We start from the raw sequence: 23888 nt of genomic DNA, 5'->3' as shown, positions 1-23888 counted from the left end.
CTCTTAGAAACGGTAGTTCATGTTAGCGAAGAAATTACGGCCTTCTTCGTAGTAGCCCTCGGAATACGCGTAGTTACGATCCAGCAGATTGTTGACGCCTGCTTCCAGCGTTACATCTTTTTGCAGCGTATAGCTCAGCTTTGCGTTGACCATGCTGAAGCCATTTGCAATACGTGTACCCGTGTCGTTGCTATAGCGTTTGGAATTGTATTCCGCACTACCAATCACATTCATACTAGGTGTTGCCGCCCATTTGGCATAGGTGAACAGTTTGTGCGCAGGGGCATCAGTCAGGAACTTGGTATCCGTTTTGTTTTTGCGGTCGAGATAGGTGTAGTTGCCACCCAGTTCCAGCGTATTGCTGACGGCTGTTGTCAGGCCGAGCTCTATACCTTTGCTGGAAACCTTGCCTATGTTTTGCATTTGATTACAGGCTTTACCGGCATTCTTGCTATCCGGACATACGGTGCCTGCAACGATGTTCGACTGCATCATATCGGTAATGTCACTATAGAAAATCGCGGCATCGACCCGGACTTTTGAGTTCAGCTTTTCCGAGATACCCAATTGATAGTTGATCGCGCGTTCCACGTTCAGGTCAGGATTCGGCAGCGCTGTACCCAGGCCACCGGAGTAACGTTGCTTGATGGTCGGGAAGCGTGACTTACGTGCAATCGTGAAGTAAGCATTACCGGTTTCCGAGGTGTGATAAATCAAGCCTGCTTGCGGATTGAAGGCCGACGAATCTTTCACCGGGAAGTTGTACAGGCCGCGTGTCTTGTCCCATTTCTGCGCAATTTCTTCTTTGCGTTTGTCATAGCTGGCACCGACGATCAGATCCAGTTTGCTGGTCAGCTTGTGCGTGTCTTCGATACCGAGTGAGGTGGTGCGATCTTCCGAGCGCTGTTCCGGCTCACCGAGGTTATGTTCCTTGTGAAAGTCTTTCTTCACATGCAGGGAAACCTTCAAGGTGTTGACGTCCGAAATCTTGGTGCCGAGCTCGACGCTACCACCGTACGTGTGGTCATCGTAAAAGCTGCGGAACGCATAGCCTTTAGACACGCCGGTATACGTTGCATCGTCATACGAAGTCAGACGATTGGTGAACTTGTCGTAGTACAAACGGGTTTTGATATATGAGGCCTGGCCGATGGCTGTATTCGAGATGAAATACAAACTCTCTTTATCCCATGCCGGCCATTGCCAATAGCGTGCGGTATCAACCTTGCCTGCATATGGTGGGCTGCCTTTTTCACCTTTTTGATTGATGTAGTTCAGTGCGTATTCATCAGTCGCATTTGGTGTCAGGCCTACTTTGAGGTTGAGCTTTTTATCTGTGCTGTACGAATTGCGTCGTTCGCGATCCGGTTGTTCGGCGACAGGACGGAAGTTGCGCGACAGCGTGTAAGCATCGCGGTCGAGATAAGACAAGCCCAACTGCGCGTACCACAAGCCCTGGTTGGTTCCGAGATTGATATTGGTACTCTTGCCATTGCTGTTGAAGCTGTCGTTGCTGCGGATGCCGACGCCGACATTGCCTTCAAATGCTTTCACCGGACGACGTGTCACCAGGTTGATGGCACCACCTATGGTGTTCGAACCGTACAGTACCGAGCTGAATCCTTTGGCGACTTCTATGGTGGAGAGATCGTAAGTCGTGAAACGCGACATATCGACGTTGCCGTCATATGGAACATAGACCGGAATACCGTCGATGAAGACTGGCACCTGACGGCTATCGAAGCCACGTACCGTCACCATGCGTTCATTACGCTGACCACCGCCTGTGGTGGTCACGCCAGGCAGCAGGTCGAGTGCGTCAACCAGGGTTTCACGATTGAAATCATCCAAATCTTCGCGAGTGACACTGCCGCCACCGACGGCAGGTGCTTTGCTGCCGGTTCCGGCAACATTGATTTCACCCAGCTTGAATACATTGGATTCATTCGTCGGTTCTGCAGCGAAGCTGCTACCGAACGCCAGCAGCAAGGACGCTGCAATGGTGGTACGGGACAACGGGTATTTCATCTTACTCCCTCTACTATTTTATGGCCTCGCTGACGGCCACGTTGTAGCTGTTCAGGAATAACGACCTATTTTTAAAAAGCGAGAGTATATACGTTATGCATTTAAACGACATAATGATTTAACGATAAATTAACCGGATTTGATGATGATTTGCCACAGATTGAGCGCAGGCATGGCAGTTTTGAGAGTAGTCATCATTTCTAGTTAAAGCGGGTCAAATTGTCGCTATACGCGGTCAAATTGTCCCTGCGCCGAATTAATGTGCGGTCGCAATAAGTAATAAGAATCAATGACTTGTATTGATTTCCCTGCATGGCATGTCGATTGCCTATAGATCCGGGCCTGGTGAAGAAGCTTCACCGCAGACGATGCATGAGCGCCGTCAAAAACGCCTCGCAACACAGCGATGTTGCGAACAAGATCAAATGAGGAGATTTACATGCTCGATTTTTTTGCTAAAGATAAAAGTGTCGCCGGTCCCGGCTTCAACCGCTGGATGGTGCCGCCAGCCGCATTGGCAGTTCATCTGTGTATAGGACAGGCCTACGCGTTCAGCGTATTCAACGGCCCTTTATCCAAGTTGATAGGTATAGACAGTCCGGCACCGGAGGACTGGAAGCTGACCACGCTGGGCTGGATCTTCAGTCTTGCCATCGTGTTCCTGGGTTTGGCAGCCGCTTTCGGTGGTAAATGGCTGGAAAAAGTCGGTCCACGCCTGACCATGTTTGTTGCAGCCTGCTGCTTCGGCGGTGGCTTTTTGATCTCTGCCATCGGTGTTTCGCTGCACCAGATCTGGCTGGTATACCTCGGTTATGGCGTCATCGGCGGCATAGGTTTGGGTCTCGGTTATGTTTCACCGGTCTCAACGCTCATCAAATGGTTCCCGGATCGTCGCGGCATGGCGACCGGTATGGCCATCATGGGTTTCGGCGGCGGCGCGATGATAGGCGCACCATTGTCGGTCTACCTGATGGATCACTTCAAGACCGCGACTTCGGTCGGCGTAACGGAAACCTTCGTTGTGATGGGCGTGCTTTACTTCATCTCGATGGCAATCGGTGCGCTGGCTATCCGCATTCCACCACCTGACTGGAAACCGGCAGGCTGGGTACCGCCGGTGGTCGAGAACAAAATGATTACCAAGCACCACGTCGATATTGAACAAGCGATGAAAACACCACAGTTTTATCTGCTGTGGCTGGTGCTGTGTCTGAACGTCACCGCCGGTATCGGCGTCCTGGGTCAGGCTTCGGTGATGATCCAGGAAACCTTCAAGGACACTGTATCGGTCGCAGCAGCTGCTGGTTTCGTTGGCCTGTTGAGCGTGTTCAATATGGGTGGCCGTTTCTTCTGGTCGTCGGCATCTGACTACCTCGGTCGCAAGCGTACCTACTTCATCTTCTTTACCGTCGGCATCATCCTCTACTCATGCATTCCATACACCGGTCATAGCGGTAGCGTGGCGCTATTCGTGATCTTCTACGGCATCATCGTCAGCATGTACGGTGGCGGCTTCTCGACCGTGCCTGTGTACCTGGCCGATCTGTTCGGTACCAAATTCGTCGGTGCAATCCATGGTCGTTTGCTGACCGCATGGTCGGCTGCTGGCGTGCTGGGTCCGGTGCTGGTGAATTACATCCGTCAATACCAGATCGATCAGGGTGTCGCCAAAGGTGAAGCTTATGCCGTCACCATGTACATCATGGCCGGTCTGCTGCTGGTTGGTTTCGTCTGCAATATGCTGATCAAGCCGGTAGATGCCAAGCACTATATGCGTGACGACACAGCGAAAGCCAACAAGCCGGTGCACGGCGGTAACGCACAAGCTGCCAGCGCTGCTTAAGCTTGCGATACATGACCAGGAGAAAGATATGAATGCAAATACATCTGTTAGCAGCAAGCAAACCAGCCCGGCAGTGATCGCCATTTTCTGGGCGTACGTCACGATACCGTTGGTCTGGGGCGTGTGGTCTACGCTGCAAAAGGCGATGGCGCTGTTCCATTAAATTCCATCGCATCCGGCCAAAGCGAGGTACTTGGATGTACCTCGCTTTTTTCTGCCCTGTTGCCGCCTCGCCAGACGGCTACTGCAGGAAGAACAATTATGGGTTATAAGAAAAGCTTATCCATAGTTCGTGGCCCATCCCGCATAAAATTGATTATGACTGCTGCAACCCCCGTCAACCATCCAGAAGAGCCTTTCGTCGAAGCATTTGGCGGTTGGCAAGAGCGCTCCATCCTGATCGTGGATGACGAACCTGGCATGCGCAGCTTTTTGCAACGTACGCTGGTCGGACGCTGTAGTCGTGTAGAAACCGTGGAGTCGGTAGAAGCGGCTAACGTATTGCTGGGTCAGTATCATTTTGATTTGATCATTCTGGATAACTCGCTACCGGGTAAATCAGGTGTCGACTGGTTGCAAGAAATACGCGAACTGGGTTTGCATAACGACGTGGTATTGATCACCGCATTCGCCGATCTGGAAACGGCCATCCGTGCCCTGCGCGCTGGTGCGGCTGACTTCCTGCTCAAACCTTTTCGCGTTAATCAGATATTGAGTGCGATAGGTCGTTGCTTTGATCGTGCGCATCTACGACGTGAGAACTTTATCCTGCGCCGCGAGCTGGATACGCATGTGGATCTCGCTGGCGTCGATGGATTGATCGGTGCTTCAGCCGCCTTGCAACCGATACGTGAAGCGATCAAGCGCCTGGCGACCGTACCCAGCACGGTGCTCATCACCGGCGAATCAGGTACCGGCAAAGAGATCGCCGCACGCGCGATGCACAATCTCAGCAATCGTTCGGGCAATCATTTTGTCCCGGTTAATTGCGGTGCGGTTGCACCAGAGATCATCGAAAGCGAATTGTTCGGTCATGTGAAAGGTGCGTTTAGTGGCGCAGCTTCATCACGTGAAGGCCTATTCTTTTACGCACAAGGCGGCACCCTCTTCCTCGATGAAGTCGCCGAGTTGCCATTGACCATGCAAGTCAAACTGCTGCGCGTGCTGGAAGAAAAGAAAATACGTCCGGTCGGTGCCGAGCGCGAGATACCCGTTGATGTACGCGTCATCGCAGCGACCAATCGCAATGTCGAAGAGGCGGTGCAGGAAGGGCGCTTCCGTCAGGATTTGTATTACCGCCTCAACGTCGTGCAACTGCATATGCCGCCGCTGCGTGAACGTAGCGAAGACATCCCTGCGCTGGCTGAATACTTTGTGCGTCAACTGGCGCACCAGCTAGGCGTGGCAGCGAAGAAACCGGATAGCAATTTATTCGCTGCACTGGCGACATACAGCTGGCCGGGTAATGTGCGCGAGCTACGCAACCTGATCGAGCGCTGGCTTATCCTCGGTAATATCTCCGATGTGACCGCAGCGACCAATACCGGAACTACAAGCGCGAACGGTGACGTCACGCTGGAAGCTGTCGAGAAACAACATATCCTCAAGATACTGGCCGAAGTCGGTGGCAATAAAACCGAGGCTGGTCGTCGCCTCGGCATTTCACGCAAGACCCTCGAGCGCAAATGCGCCGAGTGGGGCGTATAGAAACGGAAGACTGTGCGACGTTTCATGCAATGGGTCGCTACCCGTCATATCCTTGGCAATGTCTCGGTACGCACCAAGCTATTGCTGGTGGCACTGGTACCTTTGCTGACGGCGCTGCCGATACTTTTCTCACTGATTTTCTACTGGGGTCTCGGTTACTACGACCGCTTGTTGACCTTCAAGGTCAGCAGCGACCTGACGGTCGCGCATGAATACTTCATCCATGTGCGCGAGCGCATAGGCCAGGACGTGTCCAGCCTCGGTGATTCCTATCGCTTCGTGACGACCGTGCGTGATGACGGCAATGCAAACCTGCAGCGCATGCTGGCGGAAAAGCAAAAATCACTGGACCTCGATTTCCTCAACTTCCTCGATCCGCAAGGACGCGTCATCGTCTCTTCCAATGGCAAACCGGCAGAGCTGATCGCGGAAAGCTGGCCGGTGGTGTACAGCGCCTTGCAGGGTGAGAAAGCGACCGCGATTGATATCTACTCCGAAGAGCAGTTGCGTCAGCTGAGCGACAAGGCAGCGCAGCAGGCTTACATAGAATTACTGAATACGCCGAATGCAGCCGCCACCAAAAAGACTGCAGAGAAGAGCGGCATGGTGATCCACTCGGCAACGCCAGTGTATGACGACGATGGCAAATTGCTGGGTGTACTCGAAGGCGGCATGTTGTTGAACCAGAACCTGAGCTTCGTCGATACCATCAACAGCCTGGTCTACGCCGAAGGCTCCTTGCCGGAAGGTAGTGCCGGTACCGCCACCCTCTTCATCGATGATGTGCGCGTCGCCACCAATGTGCGCCTGTTTGGCAACAAGCGTGCGCTGGGTACGCGTGCATCGCAAATCGTACGCGATCATGTACTCAATGATGGCAAGACCTGGCTGGATCGTGCCTTCGTTGTGCACGACTGGTACATCTCGGCATATGAGCCCATCAGCGACAGTTTCGGTAAGCGGGTCGGCATGTTGTACGTTGGTTACCTCGAAGAGCCATTCCGCAAGGCCAAGGAAACCGCCATCCTCCTGTTGGCGCTCCTGTTTATCGCCATAGGTATCGGTGGTGCTTACTTCTCCTTGCGTGTCGCACGCAGCATCTACGAACCGCTGAAGGGCATGAACCGCACCATGACTGCGGTAGAGCTGGGTGATATGGATGCGCGTACCGGTGGCGTGCAAGCACGTGATGAGCTGGGCAATCTGTCACGCCATCTCGATGAATTGCTGGATACCGTACAGCAGCAAAATGCGGAACTGAAAAGCTGGGGTAATGAGCTCGATCAAAAAGTAGTCGAGCGCACCGCCGAATTACAGCAAACCAATAAATTGCTGGTGCAGGCACAACAGCAGTTGGTATTGGCCGAGAAGCTGGCTGCGATCGGTGAGATCACCGCAGGCGTCGCGCATGAAATCAATAATCCGGTTGCAGTCTTGCAAGGCAATCTGGATGTGCTGCGCGATACCCTGGGCGCAGCGGTCCAGCCGGTACAAGGTGAATTGCAATTGATGGATCAACAAATCTATCGCATCAACACCATCGTCACCAAGTTGCTGCAATTTGCCAGCCCGGGTGAATTTGCCGGTTACGTTGAAACGGTCAACATCGATGAAGTGGTTGCCGACTCGCTGGTGCTGGTACGACATTTACTGAATCAAAGCCGCATCGTCGTCGTGCATAAAAAAGAAGCGACCTTGTCTGTCTCCATCAATCGCGGCGAGTTGCAACAGGTGTTGATTAATCTCTGTACCAATGCGATACATGCGATGAAGGATGGCGGCAAGCTGACTATTGTTACCAGCGATTGGGCAGATGAAAAAGGTGCGCGCGGTGTCCTGATACGGGTAGAAGACACCGGCAGCGGCATCCGGCAAGAAGACATCGCGCATATCTTTGATGCCTTCTTCACCACCAAGCGACAAGGCGGAACCGGTCTGGGTCTGTCCATCAGCTACACGCTGGTTGCGCGCTATGGCGGCACCATCACGGTCAGGAGCGAACCCGGCCAGGGCACGGAATTTACCGTACGACTGCTGGCTTGAAGTACAACAGTGCTTTATTTTTTGCCGTCTGCCGGTGGTGCTGTTGAGTGATTATTTGCCTGCCCAGGCAAAGGCATGGCAGCAGATTCCTGCTCTTTGTTCAACTCTTTCGGACTGGCCTGCGTCGTTCCGCTGGTATCACCGCCGCTGGTAACGGCGCCAGGTGCTGCAGCTGGTGTGCTGGCTTCGGATGGCGGCATGGAAGTGACTGGAGCAGCGACGGAGCCGCTGCTATCCATTTTCGGCACTGGTGGCGTTTCTGCTTTTTTACAACCGATCAACAGTATCGCCAGAAAAGCAGAAACAAGTATGGAGCGGGTATAAAGCATGTGACCTCCTTCAGTGAGTTGGTCGTCCCATTGTAGTGAGCGAATCGGGCCAAGGTAAGGTTTATTTTTCAACAATAAGAAGAAAAGCCCGGGTTTGTAAAAATTACACGCAATTGCGCACTGTTCTCCGCTCAGGGCTTTTGCGACTGTATCGTCCTCGCCAAATTTTGATGGCCGACCCGATTTTCAGATTCACGCTATGCTGTCTGTCTTATGTTCCTTGCTTAAACTTCTTTGTGTATTTCCGAGTGTCAACGGATTGCATACATTACGCCGTCAGATAGTTGCTCATGAAATCCCTGAAAAATACGCCCTTATCCGTACTGGACCTCTCTCCTATTCTGGTGGACGGTACACCAGCAGATGCTTTTCATCGTTCGCTCGATCTCGCACAACATGCAGAGAAGCGTGGTTATAACCGTTACTGGCTGGCCGAGCACCACAGCATGCCGGGTATTGCGAGCGCGGCGACTTCGGTCGTGATTGGTTACGTCGCAGGCGGGACCTCGACCATACGCGTCGGCTCCGGCGGCATCATGCTGCCGAATCACGCGCCGCTCGTCATCGCAGAACAATTCGGCACGCTCGCTTCCTTATATCCGGGGCGTATTGATCTCGGCCTGGGGCGTGCACCGGGTTCGAATCAGGCGACGGCGCGTGCCTTGCGTCGGGAGATCAGCGATGATGGCAGCGAATTTCCGCGTCAGTTGAATGAGCTGCGTGCTTTCCTGAAGCCGACCAATGAAAACGCCGCGGTGAAAGCGGTGCCGGGTGCAGGTATCGATATCCCTATCTGGTTGCTCGGTTCCAGCAGCTATAGCGCACAACTGGCTGGACATCTAGGTTTGCCGTTTGCATTTGCCGGACAGTTTTCACCCGATTACATGCTGAATGCATTGCATTTGTATCGCCAGACTTTTGTTCCTTCCGATACGCTGGACGCCCCGTATGCGATGGTAGGCGTGAATGTGTTCGCAGCGGAAACGGAAGAGGAAGCACAGCGCCTGGCGACTTCGCAACAGCAAATGCATTTGAGTCTGGTGCGTGGCACGCCGGGTAAATTGCCGCCTCCTATAGAGAATATGGACGATGCATGGCTGCCGCATGAGCGCATTTCGGTGGAGTCCATGCTGCGAGCCTCCATCATTGGTGATGCACCGCTGGTGAAAGCAAAGCTGGAAGATTTCCTGGAAAGCACGCAAGCGGATGAGATCATCATCAACAGCATGATTTTCGATCATGCCAAACGCGTGCGTTCGTATGACATCGTGGCTGATGTCTGGCAGTCCTGAGCGATTAATCGTCCCTAACAAAGGCATCCCATGCTGGATACATCCTTATACAACACGGAAGAGATAGTCCAGTTACTGGCCTTGCAGCAAATCGACACGGACAGATACATCGGGCAAAGCCATTTCATGGGTAGCCCGAATGTGTTCGGCGGCCAGGCGCTGGGCCAGGCACTGTATGCAGCCTGCAGCACGGTACCGCAACGCCGGCCGCATTCAATGCATGCCTTGTTCATCCTGCCGGGCAATCATCAGTTGCCTATCGAGTATGAAGTCGAGCGTGTGCGTGATGGCGGTACTTTCAGCACACGTCGCGTGGTGGCGACGCAGGAAGGCCGACGTATCTTTGTGATGTCGGCTTCTTTTCAGTCGGAAGAGGACGGACTGTCGCATCAGAAGGCGGCGCCGGTGATGACAGATCCAGAGACGCTGCCTTCCAGTGTCAAGCTATGGCAGCAACGCGGCATTTCCACCGGTCGTGCCTTCTATCCGGCACCGGTTGATTTCCGGGCAAATGTAGCCGATGATATTTTTGGCGGAGAGCGGGCTTCGGCGGTGCGTCAGGTATGGGCGCGTGCGCCTGTCGAGTTGCCGAACGATCCATTGGTACATGAGAGCTTGTTTGCTTATGTATCCGATTTCGGCTTGTTATGGACTGCGCTGCAACCACATGGCATCCAGATGGGTGATCCGCGTTTGCAGATCGCCAGCCTTGATCATACGATCTGGTTCCATCGTCCGATCCGCATGGATGACTGGCTGCTGTTTGCGATGGAAAGCCCGAATGCATCCGGTGGTCGCGGCCTGTGTTTCCTACATGTTTACAATCAATATGGCGTATTGCTGGCGACCGTGGCGCAAGAGGGCCTGATCCGTTTGCGCGACGATAAAAAATGAATTCTTCCTATGCCCGTTTTGCCACGATCAATGTGATCGGCTTGCTGTTGTGCGTCTTGTTATTCACATGGATAGCGCGTGATGGCGCGCTGGACTTCCGGTTGGCGCACCTGTTCTTCGATCCCTCTACCCATAGCTTTCCTTTAAGGGTTTCTGACGCACTGGATTTCTGGGGGCACACCGTATTGAAATTGTTTACGGTCTGGATACTTGTTATTGCCGGAGTCGCGATGGTCGCCAGCAATTGGGTGGAGAGCCTGAAGCCGTGGCGGCGTGCATTGTTTGTGTTTGTCGTGATGGCAGCGTGTGCAGCCTATCTGGTGCAAACCCTGAAAGGTGCGAGCGTGCATTCCTGCCCGTGGGATATCAATACCTTTGGCGGCTCGGCGCAGTGGTTTCCTTTATTTGGTCCTATCGGCGCCATGTCCGGTCCGGGTTTGTGCTGGCCGGGCGGTCATGCCTCGGGTGGCTTTGCGGTGATGGCGGGTTATTTTGCCTTGCGTGACAGCAAAGCAAAACTGGCGCGTTTGATACTGGTATTCAGCCTGGCGATAGGTGCGCTGATGAGTGTGGTGCAAATGGCGCGCGGCGCGCATTTCCTGTCGCACAATCTGTGGAGTATGTGGCTGGTGTGGGCCACCTGCTTCGTCATCGATGCGCTGATGCGCATCATCTTGCCGCCACGCGCGGCAGCCTGAATTTTAAGGTTGCTGCGCTTCTTCCGCGATGCGTGCAGCGGTTTCTTCGTCGTGTTTCAGGCGACGTCTATCCAGCCACCAGGCTAGTACCGGCAGCACGATGAAGCCGCCCGGCGCAACAAATAAAACCAGGTAAGGACTCAGTTCCACCAGCTTGCGCAGGTGCACCTTGATGCGTTTGCGATCCAGTTCGGTCCAGCGATAGCCATTGCGTTGCTTCATGAGCAAAGGCAGCAAGCCACGCATTTCGTTCATCTCATCCCACAGGCGCACGCGTTCCCGGCTTTGGACGGCCCACAGGGTATGGACGGAGTTGCGAATCACACGATAAGGCGATGCAATGATAGGAGTGATTCGACGTGGCACGTATGTTCCGGATGGCTAAAGGGTAAATCTCCCCTTGATTCTACGCGAAGCGGGACTAAGCCGTTGGTAAAGCGCTGAAGGATTTATAGCCAATTTCTATTAAATTCTTTATTTAAATCAATTTGAACTATCAAATGCGTATCGTTATCATCTGTTACATGGTTCAGAAATGAATGCTCCCGCTAAGAAGAAAGAAAGGATTCCATCATGGTCACCGCAGCAAAAACCGTTAGCCAGGTTGCAATGCACATGACCGTTGCATTTGCCGTTATGTATGTCGCCACTGGTTCGCTCGCGCTGGGCGGTGTGGCCGCAGTGGTCGAGCCTATCTGTAACGTGATGCTGTTGCCCTTGCACGACAAGATGTGGGAACGTATACGCGCCAGGGTCGAAGCACGCAAGGCCGCGCCATCGGATGCGTCGCATATGCAGACTGTTTAACGTCCGCTGGCATGGTTGAACTGAGCCGCTGATGATCAGCGGCTTTTTTATTGTCCAGACAACTTGGCGAGAGCATCCGCATCTGCCCCAGCTGTCGGATAATAAGCAGCTCAATCAGCTGACCTCGACAGGAATGTGTAGATGAAAATTGCGATACTCGACGACTATCAGGATAGCGTGCGCCACCTGGACTGTTACTCGCTGCTGGATGGGCATGAAGTCAAAATATTTACCAACGGTGCACGTGGTGTCGGTCAGCTGGCAATCCGCCTGGCAAGCTTCGACGCACTGGTTCTGATACGTGAGCGTACGGTCTTGTCGCGGCAGTTGCTGGAAAAATTACCCAATCTGAAACTGATTGCGCAAACCGGCAAGGTCAGCGGCCATATCGATTTGGCGACAGCAGCGGCGCGCGGTATCACCATCGTGGAAGGCGTTGGCGATCCGACTGCGCCAGCGGAGCTGACCTGGACCCTGATCATGGCAGCGATGCGCAAACTGCCGCAGTATGTAAATAATCTGAAAGATGGTTTGTGGCAGATCGCATCGATGTCGCCTGCGCGCAATACGCTGGGTACGGCATTGAAAGGACGCACGCTGGGGATCTGGGGCTATGGCCGCATCGGCCAGATGATTGCCGCTTACGGTAAAGCTTTCGGCATGGATGTGATGGTGTGGGGACGTCCCGCCAGTTGTGAGGCCGCAGTACGTGACGGCTATCGTGCAGCGAGTTCGCGACAGGCATTCTTTAGTGAGGCGGATGTATTGACCCTGCACTTGCGCCTGAATGATGCGACGCGCGGCATCGTTACTGCCGACGATCTGGCGCAAATGAAACCGCAAGCTTTGTTTGTGAATACCAGTCGTGCCGAGCTGGTGGCAACGGATGCATTGCTGGCAGCACTGGAACAAGGTCGTCCCGGTTTTGCTGCGCTGGATGTATTTGAGAGTGAGCCACTGCCGCCGACGTCGCCTCTGCTACGCATGGAGAATGTGCTGGCCTCGCCGCATCTCGGCTATGTAGAGAAGGATAGTTACGAACTCTACTTTGGCAGCGCGTTTCAAAACATCGTCGACTACGCCAATGGCACGCCCAAGAATGTTTTGCAGTGATGCTGCGGATGTAAAGTCGCAGTTTATTTGACGGTATCGGATTTATCGCTGCTGGCTGGTTTCGGCAACACGGTCGCAGTCGTACTGGCCAGGTGTGCGCTACCCAGCAACTTGGCCCAGCCTGGTGGCCACGGCAAGGCGGGGCCTGTATATTCCGGCACACCGCGACGCACCGGTATCACCGGCAAGGCATCGGGAATACGGCCATCCTGTTTATCCCAACCCAGCGAGAACGTGTAGTCAGGCAGTAGCGCATCACACACCATATCGAACCATCTGGTATGGTCTTCATCACGTCCCAGTGCTTGTGCCAGGCCGGTCGGATCGAACTGCGCCAGGGTGCTGGCCAATTCTTCTGCGGTTTCACCCGGCGCATCGCCCCAACCCATTACCGGATTGCAGTTGTACTCGGCACCTGAGCCATACCAGCCTTCGCGCCATGGACGCTCCATCCAGCTACGTGGGCCGGTGAACAAATGCCAGCGCCAGTGCAAGCCGGAAGGCTTGGGCCAGCTATACAGATACAGGCGTTGGTAACCCGCTTTGTGCAGCTCGCGCACCATCGCCATCAGCCGTGCATGCGGCATAGGATCAGGTGGCGCACGACGGAACAGGATCGCTTCCCCATCAGCATGCTGCACCTCATCGGTCGACAAATTCAGGTCGAGCGTGCGCATCTCGTTGCCGAAACGAGCCGAGATCCAGCCTGTCATCAGGTTGACGGCCGTGATCACGCCATAGCCACGATGGCGATGGAAAATCACAGTGCCGGGAGCGATAGGTTTCATGGGTAAAGCGAGTTCGTAAATACTTTTAATCAGGGTTTTGATCCCGCGCTAGTGTAGCGGGAATTTCTGTCGTGCATATGGCAGCGGCACATTTTTAATGCTTGCTTGTACAGTCGCTTGCACTATTTCGGTGCGCGCAAAAAAGAGTAAGTATACCGTGTCGGGTTCACACATGAATACCTGCGCTAAAAACGCCGTTCCGCTGTGCGTGTGTGGGCTGATTCAGCGGGTTTGGGTGGTCTGTAAATTGCTTTGAAGCATCTAAAGGCGCAGGAAATCCCTGTGCCGGGTCTCGCAGTAATGAATGCGGGTCAGCGTCAGAATAATTACAGCCCAGGAGCCCATGATGAACCCGCAAGCCGCGCTACAAATCGATACCTTCTTGCCGTATATGCGGGATGTCAGCCGATGTGAACAGTCCTTGCGGGAACTGAACCTGATGTGGCGCATGATAGAAGCGTCGGCCAAGATGAATTGTCCGGTCGAAGCCAAGGCCATCCTGCCGACCATGGCCGCGACGCGCGCCGGTTTCAATCGCCTCGAGCAAGAGTTGGTCAGCAGCCTGGTACGCGAGAAAGTCGCCAATGTGCTGGAAGAGATAGGCACCAAGGCGCAATACGTCATCGATATCGTGGTGCGCAATCTGTATGAGCGCACCGCTGACGTCGGCTTCCTCGCTACCGACCGCGAATTGTGTAGCTTCGTCGCGGGCCTGCACGAAGACCGCGACATGATACGTGCGCGCCTGCGTGCCTATCGCAGCAAGTACACCGTCTACGATGAAATCATGCTGATCGATGTGGCCGGGAATGTGCTGGTGCAAATCGATGAAGCTACACCGCTGGAAGGCACCACCGATCCGCTGCTGAGGGAAACACTGGCATCCGATAACTATGTTGAAACCTTTCGCGCCACCGATTTGCGTCCCGGCAAACACGAAGCTCTGGTTTACTCGCGTCGCATGCATCATCCGGAAACCGGTGAGGTGGTCGGCATCCTGTGTCTGTGCTTTCACTTCGAAGAAGAAATGGCGGGTATTTTCCGTTCGCATCGCGATCCGGCGCAACGTTCGAATATGTTGCTGCTGGATGGCAGCAATCGCGTTATCGCCAGTGCCGATCCATTGTGGATACCGGTAGGTGCGACGGTACCGGTCAATCGCGATGCCGATCCGCGGCTAGTGGTTTATGGCGGCCGCGAATACCTGGCGCGTACTTTCTCGGCTGACGGTTACCAAGGTTATATGGGGCCACCGGGCTGGCAAGGGCAAGTCATGATTCCGGTCGAGCTCGGCTTTACCGGACTGGCAACCACGGCTTTGAAATCGCTGGATGTCGACGTCGCCGATGGTTTGCTGTCGCACGCGCAATCGTTCTGCCCGCCTTTGTTTGAAATCATGAGTGCAGCCGAGACGATACGACGCGTGGTGTGGAATGGCCAGGTCATGACGGCCGGACAAAACGGTGAACTGCTGAAACTGAAAACCATACTGGAGCAAATCAGCGAAACCGGTGCGCGCAGCAATGAGCTGTTCTCGCAATCGATACGTGATTTGTATGAAACGGTGCTGTCGTCCAGCCTGAGCGATTCGGAATTCGTGTCGCACCTGATGGTGGATCTGCTGGATCGCAATCTATACGAGCGCTCGGATGACTGCCGCTGGTGGGCGCTGACGCCGGAGCTGCAAGTAGCGCTGGCCGAGCCACATAAATCGGCAGAGAGTGTGGCGCGCCTGACCGAAATCCTCGATTACATCAACTCGCTCTACACCGTTTATACGCGCATCTTTATCTACGACAGCGAAGGTGTGATCATCGCCAGTACAGATTTCAAAGCGGACGGACTGGATGTGGTCGGTACCAGCATAGACAGCTCGACGCTGGAACATGTGACCATGCTACGCAACGATCAGCAATACTACGTGACGCCGTTTGCAAGCACGGCCTTGTACGGTGAGCGGCCGACCTATGTGTACCACGCCGCGATCCGTCATCCGGAGCACACGGCGCAAATGGTCGGAGGCATCGGGATCGTGTTTGATTCCGAGCCGGAGTTTGCTGCGATGCTGCAAGGTGCGCTGGGTGACAAGGAAGATGTCAGCGCCCTCTTCATCAACCGTAGCGGCCGCATTATCTCCAGCACTGATCCCACACGTCCGGTCGGTGACGTGCTGGATATCGCACCGGAACTGTTGACGATGGAAAACGGCAGCAGCACATCGCGCATTGTTATCCATGACGGTCACTATGCGATTCTTGGTTGCACTGTATCGCACGGCTATCGCGAATTCAAAACGACGGACGGTTATCGCGAAGATGTGCTGGCCGTAGTTTATAAATCCTTCGGTGAGGAACGGCAAAAAATCAACAACGGCAACAATGTCGACACCACGCTGGAAGTCGATATCAATGCGGTACCGGGTCGTGAGTTCGCGACCTTCTTCATTGATGGTTCCTTGTTTGCGATTGCAGCAGAACACGCCGAGGAAGCCTTGCCAGCATCTGCGGTGTCACCTGTCTCCATGGGTGGTCGTGCAGAACGCATAGGCATACTCGCACTGCAACATGACCAAGAAGCCAAGCGTTTCGTCTGGGTCTTTGACCTTGGCCATCTGATGCGCGGTTACCGCTCCGAGATCGATAGCAGCAGTCAGGTCATTATCGTCAAGCGTGGTTCGCAAAGCATAGGCTTGCTGGTCAGCGAATTGCACGGCGTGCCCGAATTCCAGGAGTCACAAATCACGCCGACGCCATTGGCCAGCCCGACCGACGGCATGCTGGTGACCGAAGTGATCCAGGCGAACGCTGGCCGTTTGCTGATCCAGGCTATCAACGTCGATCATTTGTTTGCACTGCTGAATGATGAGGAAATCCCGATTCCGCATACAGCTGTAAGCGAGACCATGAAAATTGCTGCATAAGCACATGATGGTTGGGCCTGGATATCGGCCCAACCATTTGTAAATTTATCGGCTAATAAATGCGCGCCTCTTTTCACAATCATCCGGCTCGCTTATGATGTGATATCCGCTTTTGGACTATCTCAGTTGTGTGACCTTAAATGACACTGCGCATCATTGCTACCGGCGGTACTTTCGATAAGCATTACGATGAAATTACTGGCCAGTTAAATTTCAGTCATGGTCACCTGCCGCAGGTCATCAAGCGCGCACGCATCACCGTACCGCTGCAGCTGGAACAACTCCCCTTCCTTGATTCCCTCGATATGCATGATGCGGATCGCCAGCGCATTGCGGCCTGCTGCCTGCGCGCAGATGAAACCAGCATAGTCGTGGTGCACGGTACCGATACCATGCGCGAAACCGCGGAAGTACTCGGCGCGGCACAACTGCCGAAGACTATCGTTCTGACCGGTGCGATGATTCCGTATGAAATCAAGAATTCAGATGCGCTGTTCAACTTTGGTTTTGCCTGCGGCATCGCCCAGGCACTGCCGCATGGCGTCTACATCGCGATGAATGCGCAAATCTTCACCTGGAATAATGTGCGCAAGAACCGCAGTGCCGGTGTGTTTGAAAAAGCCTGAGTCAAGTTCCTCCTTCTCTTCAGTTTTATCTGAGCCCCAGGCTCATGCGTGGTCAGGCTGGCAATTCCTGTGTAGAGTGGTGCCCACATCCCGGGCGTCCCGTCATGAATAACAACAGTGAGAGCAAGCATGCATACGGCAGATGAAGAACTATCGATACCCAAAGCCATCGTCACCAGCCGCGTGGCACGCCTGCGCCTGTTGATGGGTTTGCTGCAGGGTGTGATCCTGTATGCGCTCTATCTCAGTCTAAAAGAGAAAGCGTGGCCTGCCACCAACGGCTATCTGTTTTCGCCGTTGACGATGATTTTTGTCTTCGTGCCCATCCTCTTCATCTCTGCGCTCGGACATCTGAACGCGCGTCGGATGTGGATCTGGATGATAGTCGCCGCCGTGATATGTGTGGTGATGGGTGTCTACGATATCTGGCGCATAGGCTATGTCGACAGCAATGATTTGTTCGGCGTGAACGGCGTCCGACGCACGCCTTCCACGCTGGTGCTGTTATTCGTTACCGGCGGTTTTTATATAGCGCATGCCTTGGTACTCGCCGCTGCGGCCGATGACAAACGCATCGCGCGTTACCCGACTTACTTTGAAACGGCGTGGAAGCTGATCATCCAGATCAAGTTCTCCATACTCTTTGTCGCCGTGCTGTGGCTGATCCTGTGGCTGGGCGCCACGCTGTTTATGCTGGTCAAGGTCAACTTCTTGCGAAAGTTGATGGAGCAATCCTGGTTTGTCATCCCGGTGATCACCTTTGCCTTCTCCACTGCTTTGCACATTACCGATGTGCGACCCGGCATCGTGCGAGGCATACGCAGCCTGTTGCTGGTACTGATGTCCTGGCTGTTGCCGATTACGGCCCTGATCGTGGGCGGCTTTTTGCTGACCTTGCCGTTCACCGGACTGGAACCGCTATGGGCCACGCGGCATGCGACATCGGTCTTGCTCGGTGCCAGCGCGACCCTGGTGATATTGATCAATGCGGCATTCCAGGGCGGCGAAGTCGGTAAGGAAGTCGCGCGCGTACTACGTATCAGCGCCCGGCTGGCCTGTGTACTGTTGTTGCCGATGACGCTGATCGCCATCTATTCGCTGACTTTGCGTGTGCAGCAATATGGCTGGAGCCATGATCGTGTGATTGCCGCCGCCTGTCTGTTGGTGGCCACTTGCTACGCCAGCGGTTATCTGTGGGCGGCACTGGAACGCGGAGTCTGGCTGGCGCGCATAGCGGCGGTCAATGTCCTGACCTCCTTCCTGATCCTGGCGACACTGCTGGCACTGTTTACTCCGGTGGCAGATCCGGCGCGGATCTCCGTCGCTAATCAATTGGCACGCTTGCAGTCCGGCCAGGTCAGCGCGGATAAGTTTGATTTTGAATACCTGCGCTTTCAAGGTGCGCGCTACGGCGATAAAGCCTTGAAAGCGTTCAAGGAGAAAGCTGAAGGTCCGGACGCGGCGGTGATCAGCAAACGTGCGACTGCCGCGCTGGAAAAGAAAAATCGCTGGAGCCGCCAGAATCCGGATGCGAACAGCCAGTCGCGTGGCGCCAACATTACGGTCTGGCCGGAAGGTCAGACTTTGCCGGAAGCGTTCCTGAAACAGGACTGGGGCGATGGCGGGCGTAGTTATCTGCTGCCTGACTGTCTCAAGTTGCAGGACAGCAAATGCAATGCCTACATACTGGATTTGAACGGCGACGGCAAAACCGAGATCCTGTTGAAAAATGTGCAGGATTACGGCCAGTTAGTCGTGTTTGCGCAGCAAACCGATGGATCGTGGAAACCAGCCGGGACGATGACGGGTAACGCTGGTTGCAAGGAAGTGGCAGAAGCGCTGGCCGCTGGTCGCTTCCGCAGTACTACGCCGCTGTTCCAAGATCTGGAGGTGGCGGGTCAACGCCTGCACGTACAGCCGTGGCCGAGCGACCAGTTGAAATGCAACGCGCTGAGCGGAACAAACTGAGTCCTGCGGCAATATAGATACAAGTAATAGGGTTATCAGTTTTACTTCAAACTTTACTTTTAAATTTGTACTAGAATTTAAATCGAGTGGCTGCGTCACTGCAGCCCTTCATCAGGCGTCAACAACAACTCATTTTTATTAAGGGGAATTCGGCTGAACTCTTGAGTATCCAAGTTATCAAACGATGGGACCAAACTGAGAGATATAACGCAATCACTTGGAGGAAAAAAATGGATAAAGCACTGAAATCCTGTCCGTTTTGCGGCAGCAAGGCAGAACTGAAAGAAGCCCATTACCTTGAATCCGAATTGCCTTACAGCTACGTGCATTGCACGAGTGAAAGTTGCACCCTCAACCACAACACTGCGCATTTCAGCGGCAACACTGAAGCCAAGAATAGCGAAAACGCAGTAACTGCCTGGAACAAGCGGCTGGATATTCCCGCCGTACACCATTAGATAAACACCTGTAACCACGATTAATGGCTTGGGCAACCAGGCCATTTTTATTTGGGCGTTCGCTTTAGCACATGCGATAGACAATAAAAAAGCCCGCCGTAGCGAGCTTTCTTGTTTCAGTCCGTTAGCATCAGATCAGGATGATCGCAGCCACGATGCCGAGCAGGATGGACCACTTCACCAAATAGTAAAGCGGCTTGTTGTAAGCCTTCAGTTTCTTGCCGTTGGCACGGATCGCATAGATATTCTTGAATGCGCGATTCACGCCGCCGGTGCGATCTTCCATATCGTTAGGCGCTGCCGTGGCCGACATCACGGTGTTGCTGAACCAGTGGTTCACTGCTTGCGCCCAACCCCATTTCATCTTGCGTTCCAGATCGCAGAACAGAATGATGCGGTTTTTGTCGCTATTGTTGGCTGCCCAGTGGATATAGGTTTCATCAAAGATCACCGCTTCGCCGTCGCGCCAGCTGTAATCGACGCCATCCACATTGATGAAGCAGCGATCATCGTTAGGTGTAACCAGACCGAGGTGGTAGCGCAGCGAACCGGCATACGGATCACGGTGCTTGCCGAGATCAGCGCCCGGAGGCAATTGCGCAAACATGGCCGCCTTGATGCAAGGGATGGAATCCAGGATTTCGACTGTGCGCGGGCAACGTGCGATCGCCGATGGGTGGCTGTCACCGTACCATTTCAGGTAGAAGCGGGTCCAGCCACGACGGAAGAAGGAATTGAAGCCGGCGTCATCCATCTTGGCCGAAGCCTTGATGCCGCCTTCGCTTTGCAGCGCGACCGCTTCATCGCGGATGACTTCCCACTGGTCAGCCAGCTTCTTCAGTTCCGGATAGCTGTTTACATCATGGTAAGGCTTGTCCGGCAGGCTGGAGAACAGCGTCATGAACGCGTTGATAGGCGCCATGAAAGTCGAATGGTCGGTCGACTGGCGCAGCCATTTATGCCGTACCTTGCCGCGATAGTGCGTATAGCAAACGCTGGCCAGGAAGAGCGTGATTAGAGTCCATTTAATCATTGGTAGAAATAGTACAGACAGGGCGAAAGGCAAATTGTACCCAACTGCAGCAGGCTGTGCAGAGAGTGTTGCAATCTGAACATTATCTTAACAATCTTGCCCGGAAAAAACGGACCGCGCCGACCATCAGGCCGGGGCGATCCGCAGTGTGGCTGCTGATGCGGGATTTAAGCTACGGCTTGCAATACCTGGTTCAGCGTGGTGCTTGGGCGCATGGCCTTGCTGGCTTTGCTGGTGTCAGGATGGTAATAGCCACCGATATCGACCGGCTTGCCTTGGGCTGCCTTCAACTCGGCCACGATGGTGGTTTCGTTATCTTGCAGTGCTTGCGCCAGACCTTTGAACTGCGCTTGCAAGGCTGGATCTTCGGTTTGTTCGGCCAGTGCTTGCGCCCAGTACAGTGCCAGATAGAAATGGCTGCCGCGGTTATCGAGGCCGCCGACCTTACGTGCTGGCGATTTGTCGGTATCGAGGAATTTGCCGGTCGCCTGATCCAGCGTTTTTGCCAGTACCAGCGCCTTGGCATTGCCGTAAGCATTGCCGAGGTGTTCCAGCGAAGCGGCCAGGGCCATGAATTCGCCGAGCGAATCCCAGCGCAGGAAGTCTTCTTCAACGAATTGCTGCACGTGTTTCGGCGCCGAACCACCGGCACCGGTTTCGAACAAACCGCCACCTGCCATCAAAGGCACGATGGACAACATCTTGGCGCTGGTACCCAGCTCCATGATAGGGAACAAGTCGGTTAGGTAATCGCGCAAGACGTTACCGGTCACCGAAATGGTGTCCTTGCCCGCGCGGATGCGTTCGACCGAGAACTTGATCGCTTCGACTGGCGACAGGATGCGCAGGTCCAGGCCTTTGGTGTCGTGGTCTTTCAGGTAGTGATTTACCTTGGCAATGATTTGCGCATCGTGTGCACGTTGTGCATCCAGCCAGAACACAGCTGGCGTGCCGGTAGCGCGGGCACGGTTGACGGCCAGCTTGACCCAATCCTGGATAGACGCATCCTTGGTCTGGCACATACGGAACAAGTCACCTGCTTCAACTTTTTGCTCCAGCAAGACCTGGCCGTTTTCATCTGTCACACGCACGACACCGTCCGCTGCGAGCTGGAAGGTTTTGTCGTGTGAACCGTATTCTTCAGCAGCTTGCGCCATCAGGCCGACGTTAGGCACACTGCCCATGGTGACCGGATCGAACGGGCCATTTTGTTTGCAGTCGTCGATCACGACTTGATAGATGCCGGCGTAGCAGCGATCAGGAATCACTGCTTTCGCATCCTGCAAGTCGCCGGCGGCATTCCACATCTTGCCGGAGTCACGAATCATGGCTGGCATCGATGCATCAACGATGACATCGCTAGGTACGTGCAGATTGGTAATGCCTTTGTCTGAGTTCACCATCGCCAGGGGAGCGCGCAGGGTATAGGCGGCTTCCACGTCGGCGATGATGGCAGCCTGGGTATCGGCTGGCAGGGTTTTAATGCGGGTGTACAGATCGCCGATGCCGTTATTCGGATCGAAGCCGACTTGCTTCAGGCTGTCTGCGTGTTTGCTCAGCGCATCCTTGTAGAACACCGAAACCGCGTGGCCGAAGATGATAGGGTCGGACACCTTCATCATCGTTGCTTTCAAATGGATGGAAAACAGTACGCCTTGTGCCTTGGCGTCGACCACCTGCGCTTCGATGAAGCTGCGCAGGGCATTGCGGCTCATGACCGCTGCGTCGATGATCTCGCCTGCTTTAACGACGGTCTTTTCTTTCAGTACGGTTTTGCTGCCATCCGCTGCAAACAATTCGATCTTCACATTGCCCGCTTGCGCGATCAGTGCAGATTTTTCACTGCCGTAGAAGTCGCCGTTGCTCATGTGGGCTACATGGGCTTTCGAATCCTTGGACCACGCACCCATTTTGTGTGGATGTTTGCGTGCGTAATTTTTAACCGACAAAGGTGCGCGGCGATCAGAGTTGCCCTCGCGCAGTACCGGATTGACCGCACTGCCCTTGATCTTGTCGTAGCGTGCCTTGGCATCTTTTTCTTCCGGGGTCTTCGCTTCATCCGGATAGGACGGCAGCTTGTAGCCCTGATCTTGCAGTTCCTTGATGGCGGCTTTCAACTGCGGGATCGAGGCGCTGATGTTGGGCAGCTTGATGATATTGGCTTCCTGCTTGGTCGCCAGTTCGCCGAGTTCGGCCAGTGCCGGTGCGATTTTTTGTTTGTCGTCCAGGTAGTCGGGGAAGGCGGCGAGGATACGGCCAGCCAGCGAGATGTCGCGGGTTTCCACGGCGATACCGGAAGAACGGGTAAAGGTTTCGACGATAGGAAGTAATGAGTACGTTGCCAGCGCAGGTGCTTCGTCAGTGAGGGTGTAGATAATCTTTGAGCGTGCTGACATGGGTCATTTCCTATAGTGCGGAGGTAAAGAAATATCAAAGCAAGGAGCGGCTCTTGCCGTGATCGATGCGATGACACGTTAGTGTGGAACATCTGCTGTATGCCCGGGTCGCCATCCACGACGGTTACACGTGCATATTGTACTTAGAACGCATCTCACGGATATTTGTGAAATGAGTTCTATTAGCCGCTGCAGGGACGGCTGAGTATCACACGGGTCTCTTGATGGCAGATCTGTGGTCGCCAATTCGGTTTCAGTGTGACTGGAACCCCAAATTGTACCCAACTGTGGTCGCAAGCGCATACCAGACTGCTTATTGTGACAAATCCACAAGAGTTATATGGGTTTACGCGGGTAGAACCAGTGTTCGCAAAGCCCCGCCTGACCTTTCGGGAAGCGTCCTATTCTCCGCGACTCAGACGGAGATGAATACTGGCTAGCTGATAGGCATCGTCACAGGCGGGGAGTAACCATATGAACGGGATACATCGGGTAAAACCGGTAGCGCTGCTGTCGGCACTCATGCTGGTCGTGCCGTCGGCATGGGCGTGCAGCGAACTGATCGGCATGTATGAGCCGTGGCGAGGTGCAGAAACCCAATATCGCGTGAAGCGGCAAAAGAACAGATTTGTACTGATGCAACGCGAGGCCAAGTCAGAGCGCTGGAACATCATCGAGTCTTCGGCAAAACGTTTGTCGCCAGATGAAATAGCGCGCAGGTTTGGTCTGGATACGGATGGCAATTCATGCGCGATAGAGTATCGCAGTGGTGTGTTGGTGAAGACTTTTATAGGCGCGCGCTATGTACGACAAGCGGGCCAGCAACACGCACCCATCTTGATGCCTAGCAAGACCGGCGTAGTACTGTTTCCGGTAGATGGGTCTGCAGAAATGTGGGGTAAGGATATTTATCCGCTGCAGGAGTGATGCGACTGGGGTTCCGCA

20 protein-coding genes are annotated in these 23888 nt (G+C 54.2%); 14 read left to right on the top strand and 6 right to left on the bottom strand.

Features of this window, described 5'->3' with window-relative positions:
- Positions 1 to 3: 3 nt before the first annotated feature.
- Positions 4 to 2028 carry a TonB-dependent siderophore receptor gene (locus H7U06_RS01295; RefSeq protein ID WP_175624427.1) on the bottom strand — a complete coding sequence of 675 codons (2025 nt, stop codon included), beginning with the start codon at positions 2026 to 2028 and terminating at the stop codon, positions 4 to 6.
- A 439-nt stretch (positions 2029 to 2467) separates the two neighbouring features.
- On the opposite strand from H7U06_RS01295, the gene H7U06_RS01290 reads away from it, so the two are divergent.
- From H7U06_RS01290 to H7U06_RS01275, 4 genes are all read left to right on the top strand, one after another.
- Positions 2468 to 3871, top strand: coding sequence for an OFA family MFS transporter (locus H7U06_RS01290; protein ID WP_175624426.1), 1404 nt, complete (start codon positions 2468 to 2470; stop codon positions 3869 to 3871).
- Between the two features lie 28 nt (positions 3872 to 3899).
- Positions 3900 to 4034 (top strand): oxalate:formate antiporter, encoded by a 135-nt coding sequence (locus H7U06_RS01285; protein WP_175624425.1) that lies wholly within the window; start codon positions 3900 to 3902, stop codon positions 4032 to 4034.
- A 155-nt stretch (positions 4035 to 4189) separates the two neighbouring features.
- The gene (locus H7U06_RS01280) at positions 4190 to 5578 is read left to right on the top strand and encodes a sigma-54 dependent transcriptional regulator (RefSeq protein ID WP_175624424.1); all 1389 of its coding nucleotides are present in this window, start codon (positions 4190 to 4192) and stop codon (positions 5576 to 5578) included.
- Between the two features lie 12 nt (positions 5579 to 5590).
- Positions 5591 to 7621: a cache domain-containing protein gene (locus tag H7U06_RS01275; RefSeq protein ID WP_368492550.1), complete on the top strand. Its 2031-nt coding sequence runs from the start codon at positions 5591 to 5593 to the stop codon at positions 7619 to 7621.
- A 14-nt stretch (positions 7622 to 7635) separates the two neighbouring features.
- Here the strand turns inward: H7U06_RS01275 and H7U06_RS01270 are convergent, their stop codons facing one another.
- Positions 7636 to 7950, bottom strand: coding sequence for a hypothetical protein (locus H7U06_RS01270; RefSeq protein WP_175624423.1), 315 nt, complete (start codon positions 7948 to 7950; stop codon positions 7636 to 7638).
- A 290-nt stretch (positions 7951 to 8240) separates the two neighbouring features.
- On the opposite strand from H7U06_RS01270, the gene H7U06_RS01265 reads away from it, so the two are divergent.
- Genes H7U06_RS01265 through H7U06_RS01255 form a run of 3 tightly spaced genes read left to right on the top strand, consistent with a single transcriptional unit; the run spans position 8241 to position 10834 of the window.
- Positions 8241 to 9242 carry an LLM class flavin-dependent oxidoreductase gene (locus tag H7U06_RS01265; RefSeq protein WP_175624422.1) on the top strand — a complete coding sequence of 334 codons (1002 nt, stop codon included), beginning with the start codon at positions 8241 to 8243 and terminating at the stop codon, positions 9240 to 9242.
- Positions 9243 to 9272: 30 nt separating this feature from the next.
- Positions 9273 to 10136, top strand: a complete 864-nt coding sequence (locus H7U06_RS01260; RefSeq protein ID WP_175624421.1) for an acyl-CoA thioesterase II — start codon at positions 9273 to 9275, stop codon at positions 10134 to 10136.
- Positions 10133 to 10834 carry a phosphatase PAP2 family protein gene (locus H7U06_RS01255; RefSeq protein WP_175624420.1) on the top strand — a complete coding sequence of 234 codons (702 nt, stop codon included), beginning with the start codon at positions 10133 to 10135 and terminating at the stop codon, positions 10832 to 10834. The genes H7U06_RS01260 and H7U06_RS01255 overlap by 4 nt, the downstream gene beginning before the upstream one ends.
- Positions 10835 to 10837: 3 nt before the next feature.
- Here H7U06_RS01255 and H7U06_RS01250 read toward each other — a convergent pair whose 3' ends face one another.
- A complete protein-coding gene (locus H7U06_RS01250; protein WP_217703421.1) occupies positions 10838 to 11200 on the bottom strand; it encodes a hypothetical protein in 363 nt (120 codons plus the stop codon).
- A gap of 207 nt (positions 11201 to 11407) precedes the next feature.
- Here H7U06_RS01250 and H7U06_RS01245 point away from each other — a divergent pair, with 207 nt between their 5' ends.
- A complete protein-coding gene (locus H7U06_RS01245) occupies positions 11408 to 11641 on the top strand; it encodes a DUF2061 domain-containing protein (RefSeq protein ID WP_175624419.1) in 234 nt (77 codons plus the stop codon).
- A 141-nt stretch (positions 11642 to 11782) separates the two neighbouring features.
- A complete protein-coding gene (locus H7U06_RS01240) occupies positions 11783 to 12754 on the top strand; it encodes a D-2-hydroxyacid dehydrogenase family protein (RefSeq protein ID WP_175624418.1) in 972 nt (323 codons plus the stop codon).
- 23 nt (positions 12755 to 12777) lie between these two features.
- On the opposite strand, the gene H7U06_RS01235 is transcribed toward H7U06_RS01240, so the two are convergent.
- Positions 12778 to 13542 carry an L-asparaginase gene (locus H7U06_RS01235; protein ID WP_175624417.1) on the bottom strand — a complete coding sequence of 255 codons (765 nt, stop codon included), beginning with the start codon at positions 13540 to 13542 and terminating at the stop codon, positions 12778 to 12780.
- Between the two features lie 346 nt (positions 13543 to 13888).
- Here H7U06_RS01235 and H7U06_RS01230 point away from each other — a divergent pair, with 346 nt between their 5' ends.
- The 4 genes from H7U06_RS01230 to H7U06_RS01215 all read left to right on the top strand — a co-directional run bounded on the left by H7U06_RS01230 (position 13889) and on the right by H7U06_RS01215 (position 19514).
- Positions 13889 to 16462, top strand: a complete 2574-nt coding sequence (locus H7U06_RS01230) for a chemotaxis protein CheW (RefSeq protein ID WP_175625178.1) — start codon at positions 13889 to 13891, stop codon at positions 16460 to 16462.
- Between the two features lie 140 nt (positions 16463 to 16602).
- Positions 16603 to 17088, top strand: coding sequence for an asparaginase domain-containing protein (locus H7U06_RS01225; RefSeq protein ID WP_175624416.1), 486 nt, complete (start codon positions 16603 to 16605; stop codon positions 17086 to 17088).
- Between the two features lie 129 nt (positions 17089 to 17217).
- On the top strand, positions 17218 to 19056 hold the full coding sequence (locus H7U06_RS01220; RefSeq protein WP_175624415.1) for a DUF4153 domain-containing protein: 1839 nt from the start codon (positions 17218 to 17220) through the stop codon (positions 19054 to 19056).
- A 230-nt stretch (positions 19057 to 19286) separates the two neighbouring features.
- The gene (locus H7U06_RS01215; protein WP_175624414.1) at positions 19287 to 19514 is read left to right on the top strand and encodes a Lar family restriction alleviation protein; all 228 of its coding nucleotides are present in this window, start codon (positions 19287 to 19289) and stop codon (positions 19512 to 19514) included.
- Between the two features lie 130 nt (positions 19515 to 19644).
- Here the strand turns inward: H7U06_RS01215 and lpxO are convergent, their stop codons facing one another.
- Positions 19645 to 20544: a lipid A hydroxylase LpxO gene (lpxO, locus tag H7U06_RS01210; RefSeq protein WP_217703437.1), complete on the bottom strand. Its 900-nt coding sequence runs from the start codon at positions 20542 to 20544 to the stop codon at positions 19645 to 19647.
- 170 nt (positions 20545 to 20714) lie between these two features.
- Positions 20715 to 22943 (bottom strand): NADP-dependent isocitrate dehydrogenase, encoded by a 2229-nt coding sequence (locus H7U06_RS01205; protein WP_175624412.1) that lies wholly within the window; start codon positions 22941 to 22943, stop codon positions 20715 to 20717.
- A gap of 474 nt (positions 22944 to 23417) precedes the next feature.
- Between H7U06_RS01205 and H7U06_RS01200 the strand changes: the two genes are divergently transcribed.
- A complete protein-coding gene (locus H7U06_RS01200; RefSeq protein WP_175624411.1) occupies positions 23418 to 23870 on the top strand; it encodes a hypothetical protein in 453 nt (150 codons plus the stop codon).
- Positions 23871 to 23888 lie beyond the last annotated feature (18 nt).

Origin of the sequence: Herminiimonas sp. Marseille-P9896 (assembly GCF_903993245.1) — a bacterium.
Lineage (GTDB): Bacteria > Pseudomonadota > Gammaproteobacteria > Burkholderiales > Burkholderiaceae_D > Oxalicibacterium > Oxalicibacterium contaminans.
The sequence above is the reverse complement of the archived record's forward strand: the minus strand, read 5'-3'. Positions and strand labels throughout refer to the sequence as shown.

Excerpts from the sequence above, each read along its gene's own strand:
- H7U06_RS01280 (WP_175624424.1), top strand. The coding sequence starts at position 4,190 with ATGACTGCTGCAACCCCCGTCAACCATCCAGAAGAGCCTTTCGTCGAA.
- H7U06_RS01205 (WP_175624412.1), bottom strand. The coding sequence starts at position 22,943 with ATGTCAGCACGCTCAAAGATTATCTACACCCTCACTGACGAAGCACCT.
- H7U06_RS01235 (WP_175624417.1), bottom strand. The coding sequence starts at position 13,542 with ATGAAACCTATCGCTCCCGGCACTGTGATTTTCCATCGCCATCGTGGC.
- H7U06_RS01200 (WP_175624411.1), top strand. The coding sequence starts at position 23,418 with ATGAACGGGATACATCGGGTAAAACCGGTAGCGCTGCTGTCGGCACTC.
- H7U06_RS01255 (WP_175624420.1), top strand. The coding sequence starts at position 10,133 with ATGAATTCTTCCTATGCCCGTTTTGCCACGATCAATGTGATCGGCTTG.
- H7U06_RS01230 (WP_175625178.1), top strand. The coding sequence starts at position 13,889 with ATGAACCCGCAAGCCGCGCTACAAATCGATACCTTCTTGCCGTATATG.
- H7U06_RS01220 (WP_175624415.1), top strand. The coding sequence starts at position 17,218 with ATGCATACGGCAGATGAAGAACTATCGATACCCAAAGCCATCGTCACC.
- H7U06_RS01295 (WP_175624427.1), bottom strand. The coding sequence starts at position 2,028 with ATGAAATACCCGTTGTCCCGTACCACCATTGCAGCGTCCTTGCTGCTG.
- H7U06_RS01270 (WP_175624423.1), bottom strand. The coding sequence starts at position 7,950 with ATGCTTTATACCCGCTCCATACTTGTTTCTGCTTTTCTGGCGATACTG.
- H7U06_RS01225 (WP_175624416.1), top strand. The coding sequence starts at position 16,603 with ATGACACTGCGCATCATTGCTACCGGCGGTACTTTCGATAAGCATTAC.
- H7U06_RS01265 (WP_175624422.1), top strand. The coding sequence starts at position 8,241 with ATGAAATCCCTGAAAAATACGCCCTTATCCGTACTGGACCTCTCTCCT.
- H7U06_RS01260 (WP_175624421.1), top strand. The coding sequence starts at position 9,273 with ATGCTGGATACATCCTTATACAACACGGAAGAGATAGTCCAGTTACTG.
- H7U06_RS01215 (WP_175624414.1), top strand. The coding sequence starts at position 19,287 with ATGGATAAAGCACTGAAATCCTGTCCGTTTTGCGGCAGCAAGGCAGAA.
- H7U06_RS01285 (WP_175624425.1), top strand. The coding sequence starts at position 3,900 with ATGAATGCAAATACATCTGTTAGCAGCAAGCAAACCAGCCCGGCAGTG.
- H7U06_RS01245 (WP_175624419.1), top strand. The coding sequence starts at position 11,408 with ATGGTCACCGCAGCAAAAACCGTTAGCCAGGTTGCAATGCACATGACC.
- H7U06_RS01240 (WP_175624418.1), top strand. The coding sequence starts at position 11,783 with ATGAAAATTGCGATACTCGACGACTATCAGGATAGCGTGCGCCACCTG.
- H7U06_RS01290 (WP_175624426.1), top strand. The coding sequence starts at position 2,468 with ATGCTCGATTTTTTTGCTAAAGATAAAAGTGTCGCCGGTCCCGGCTTC.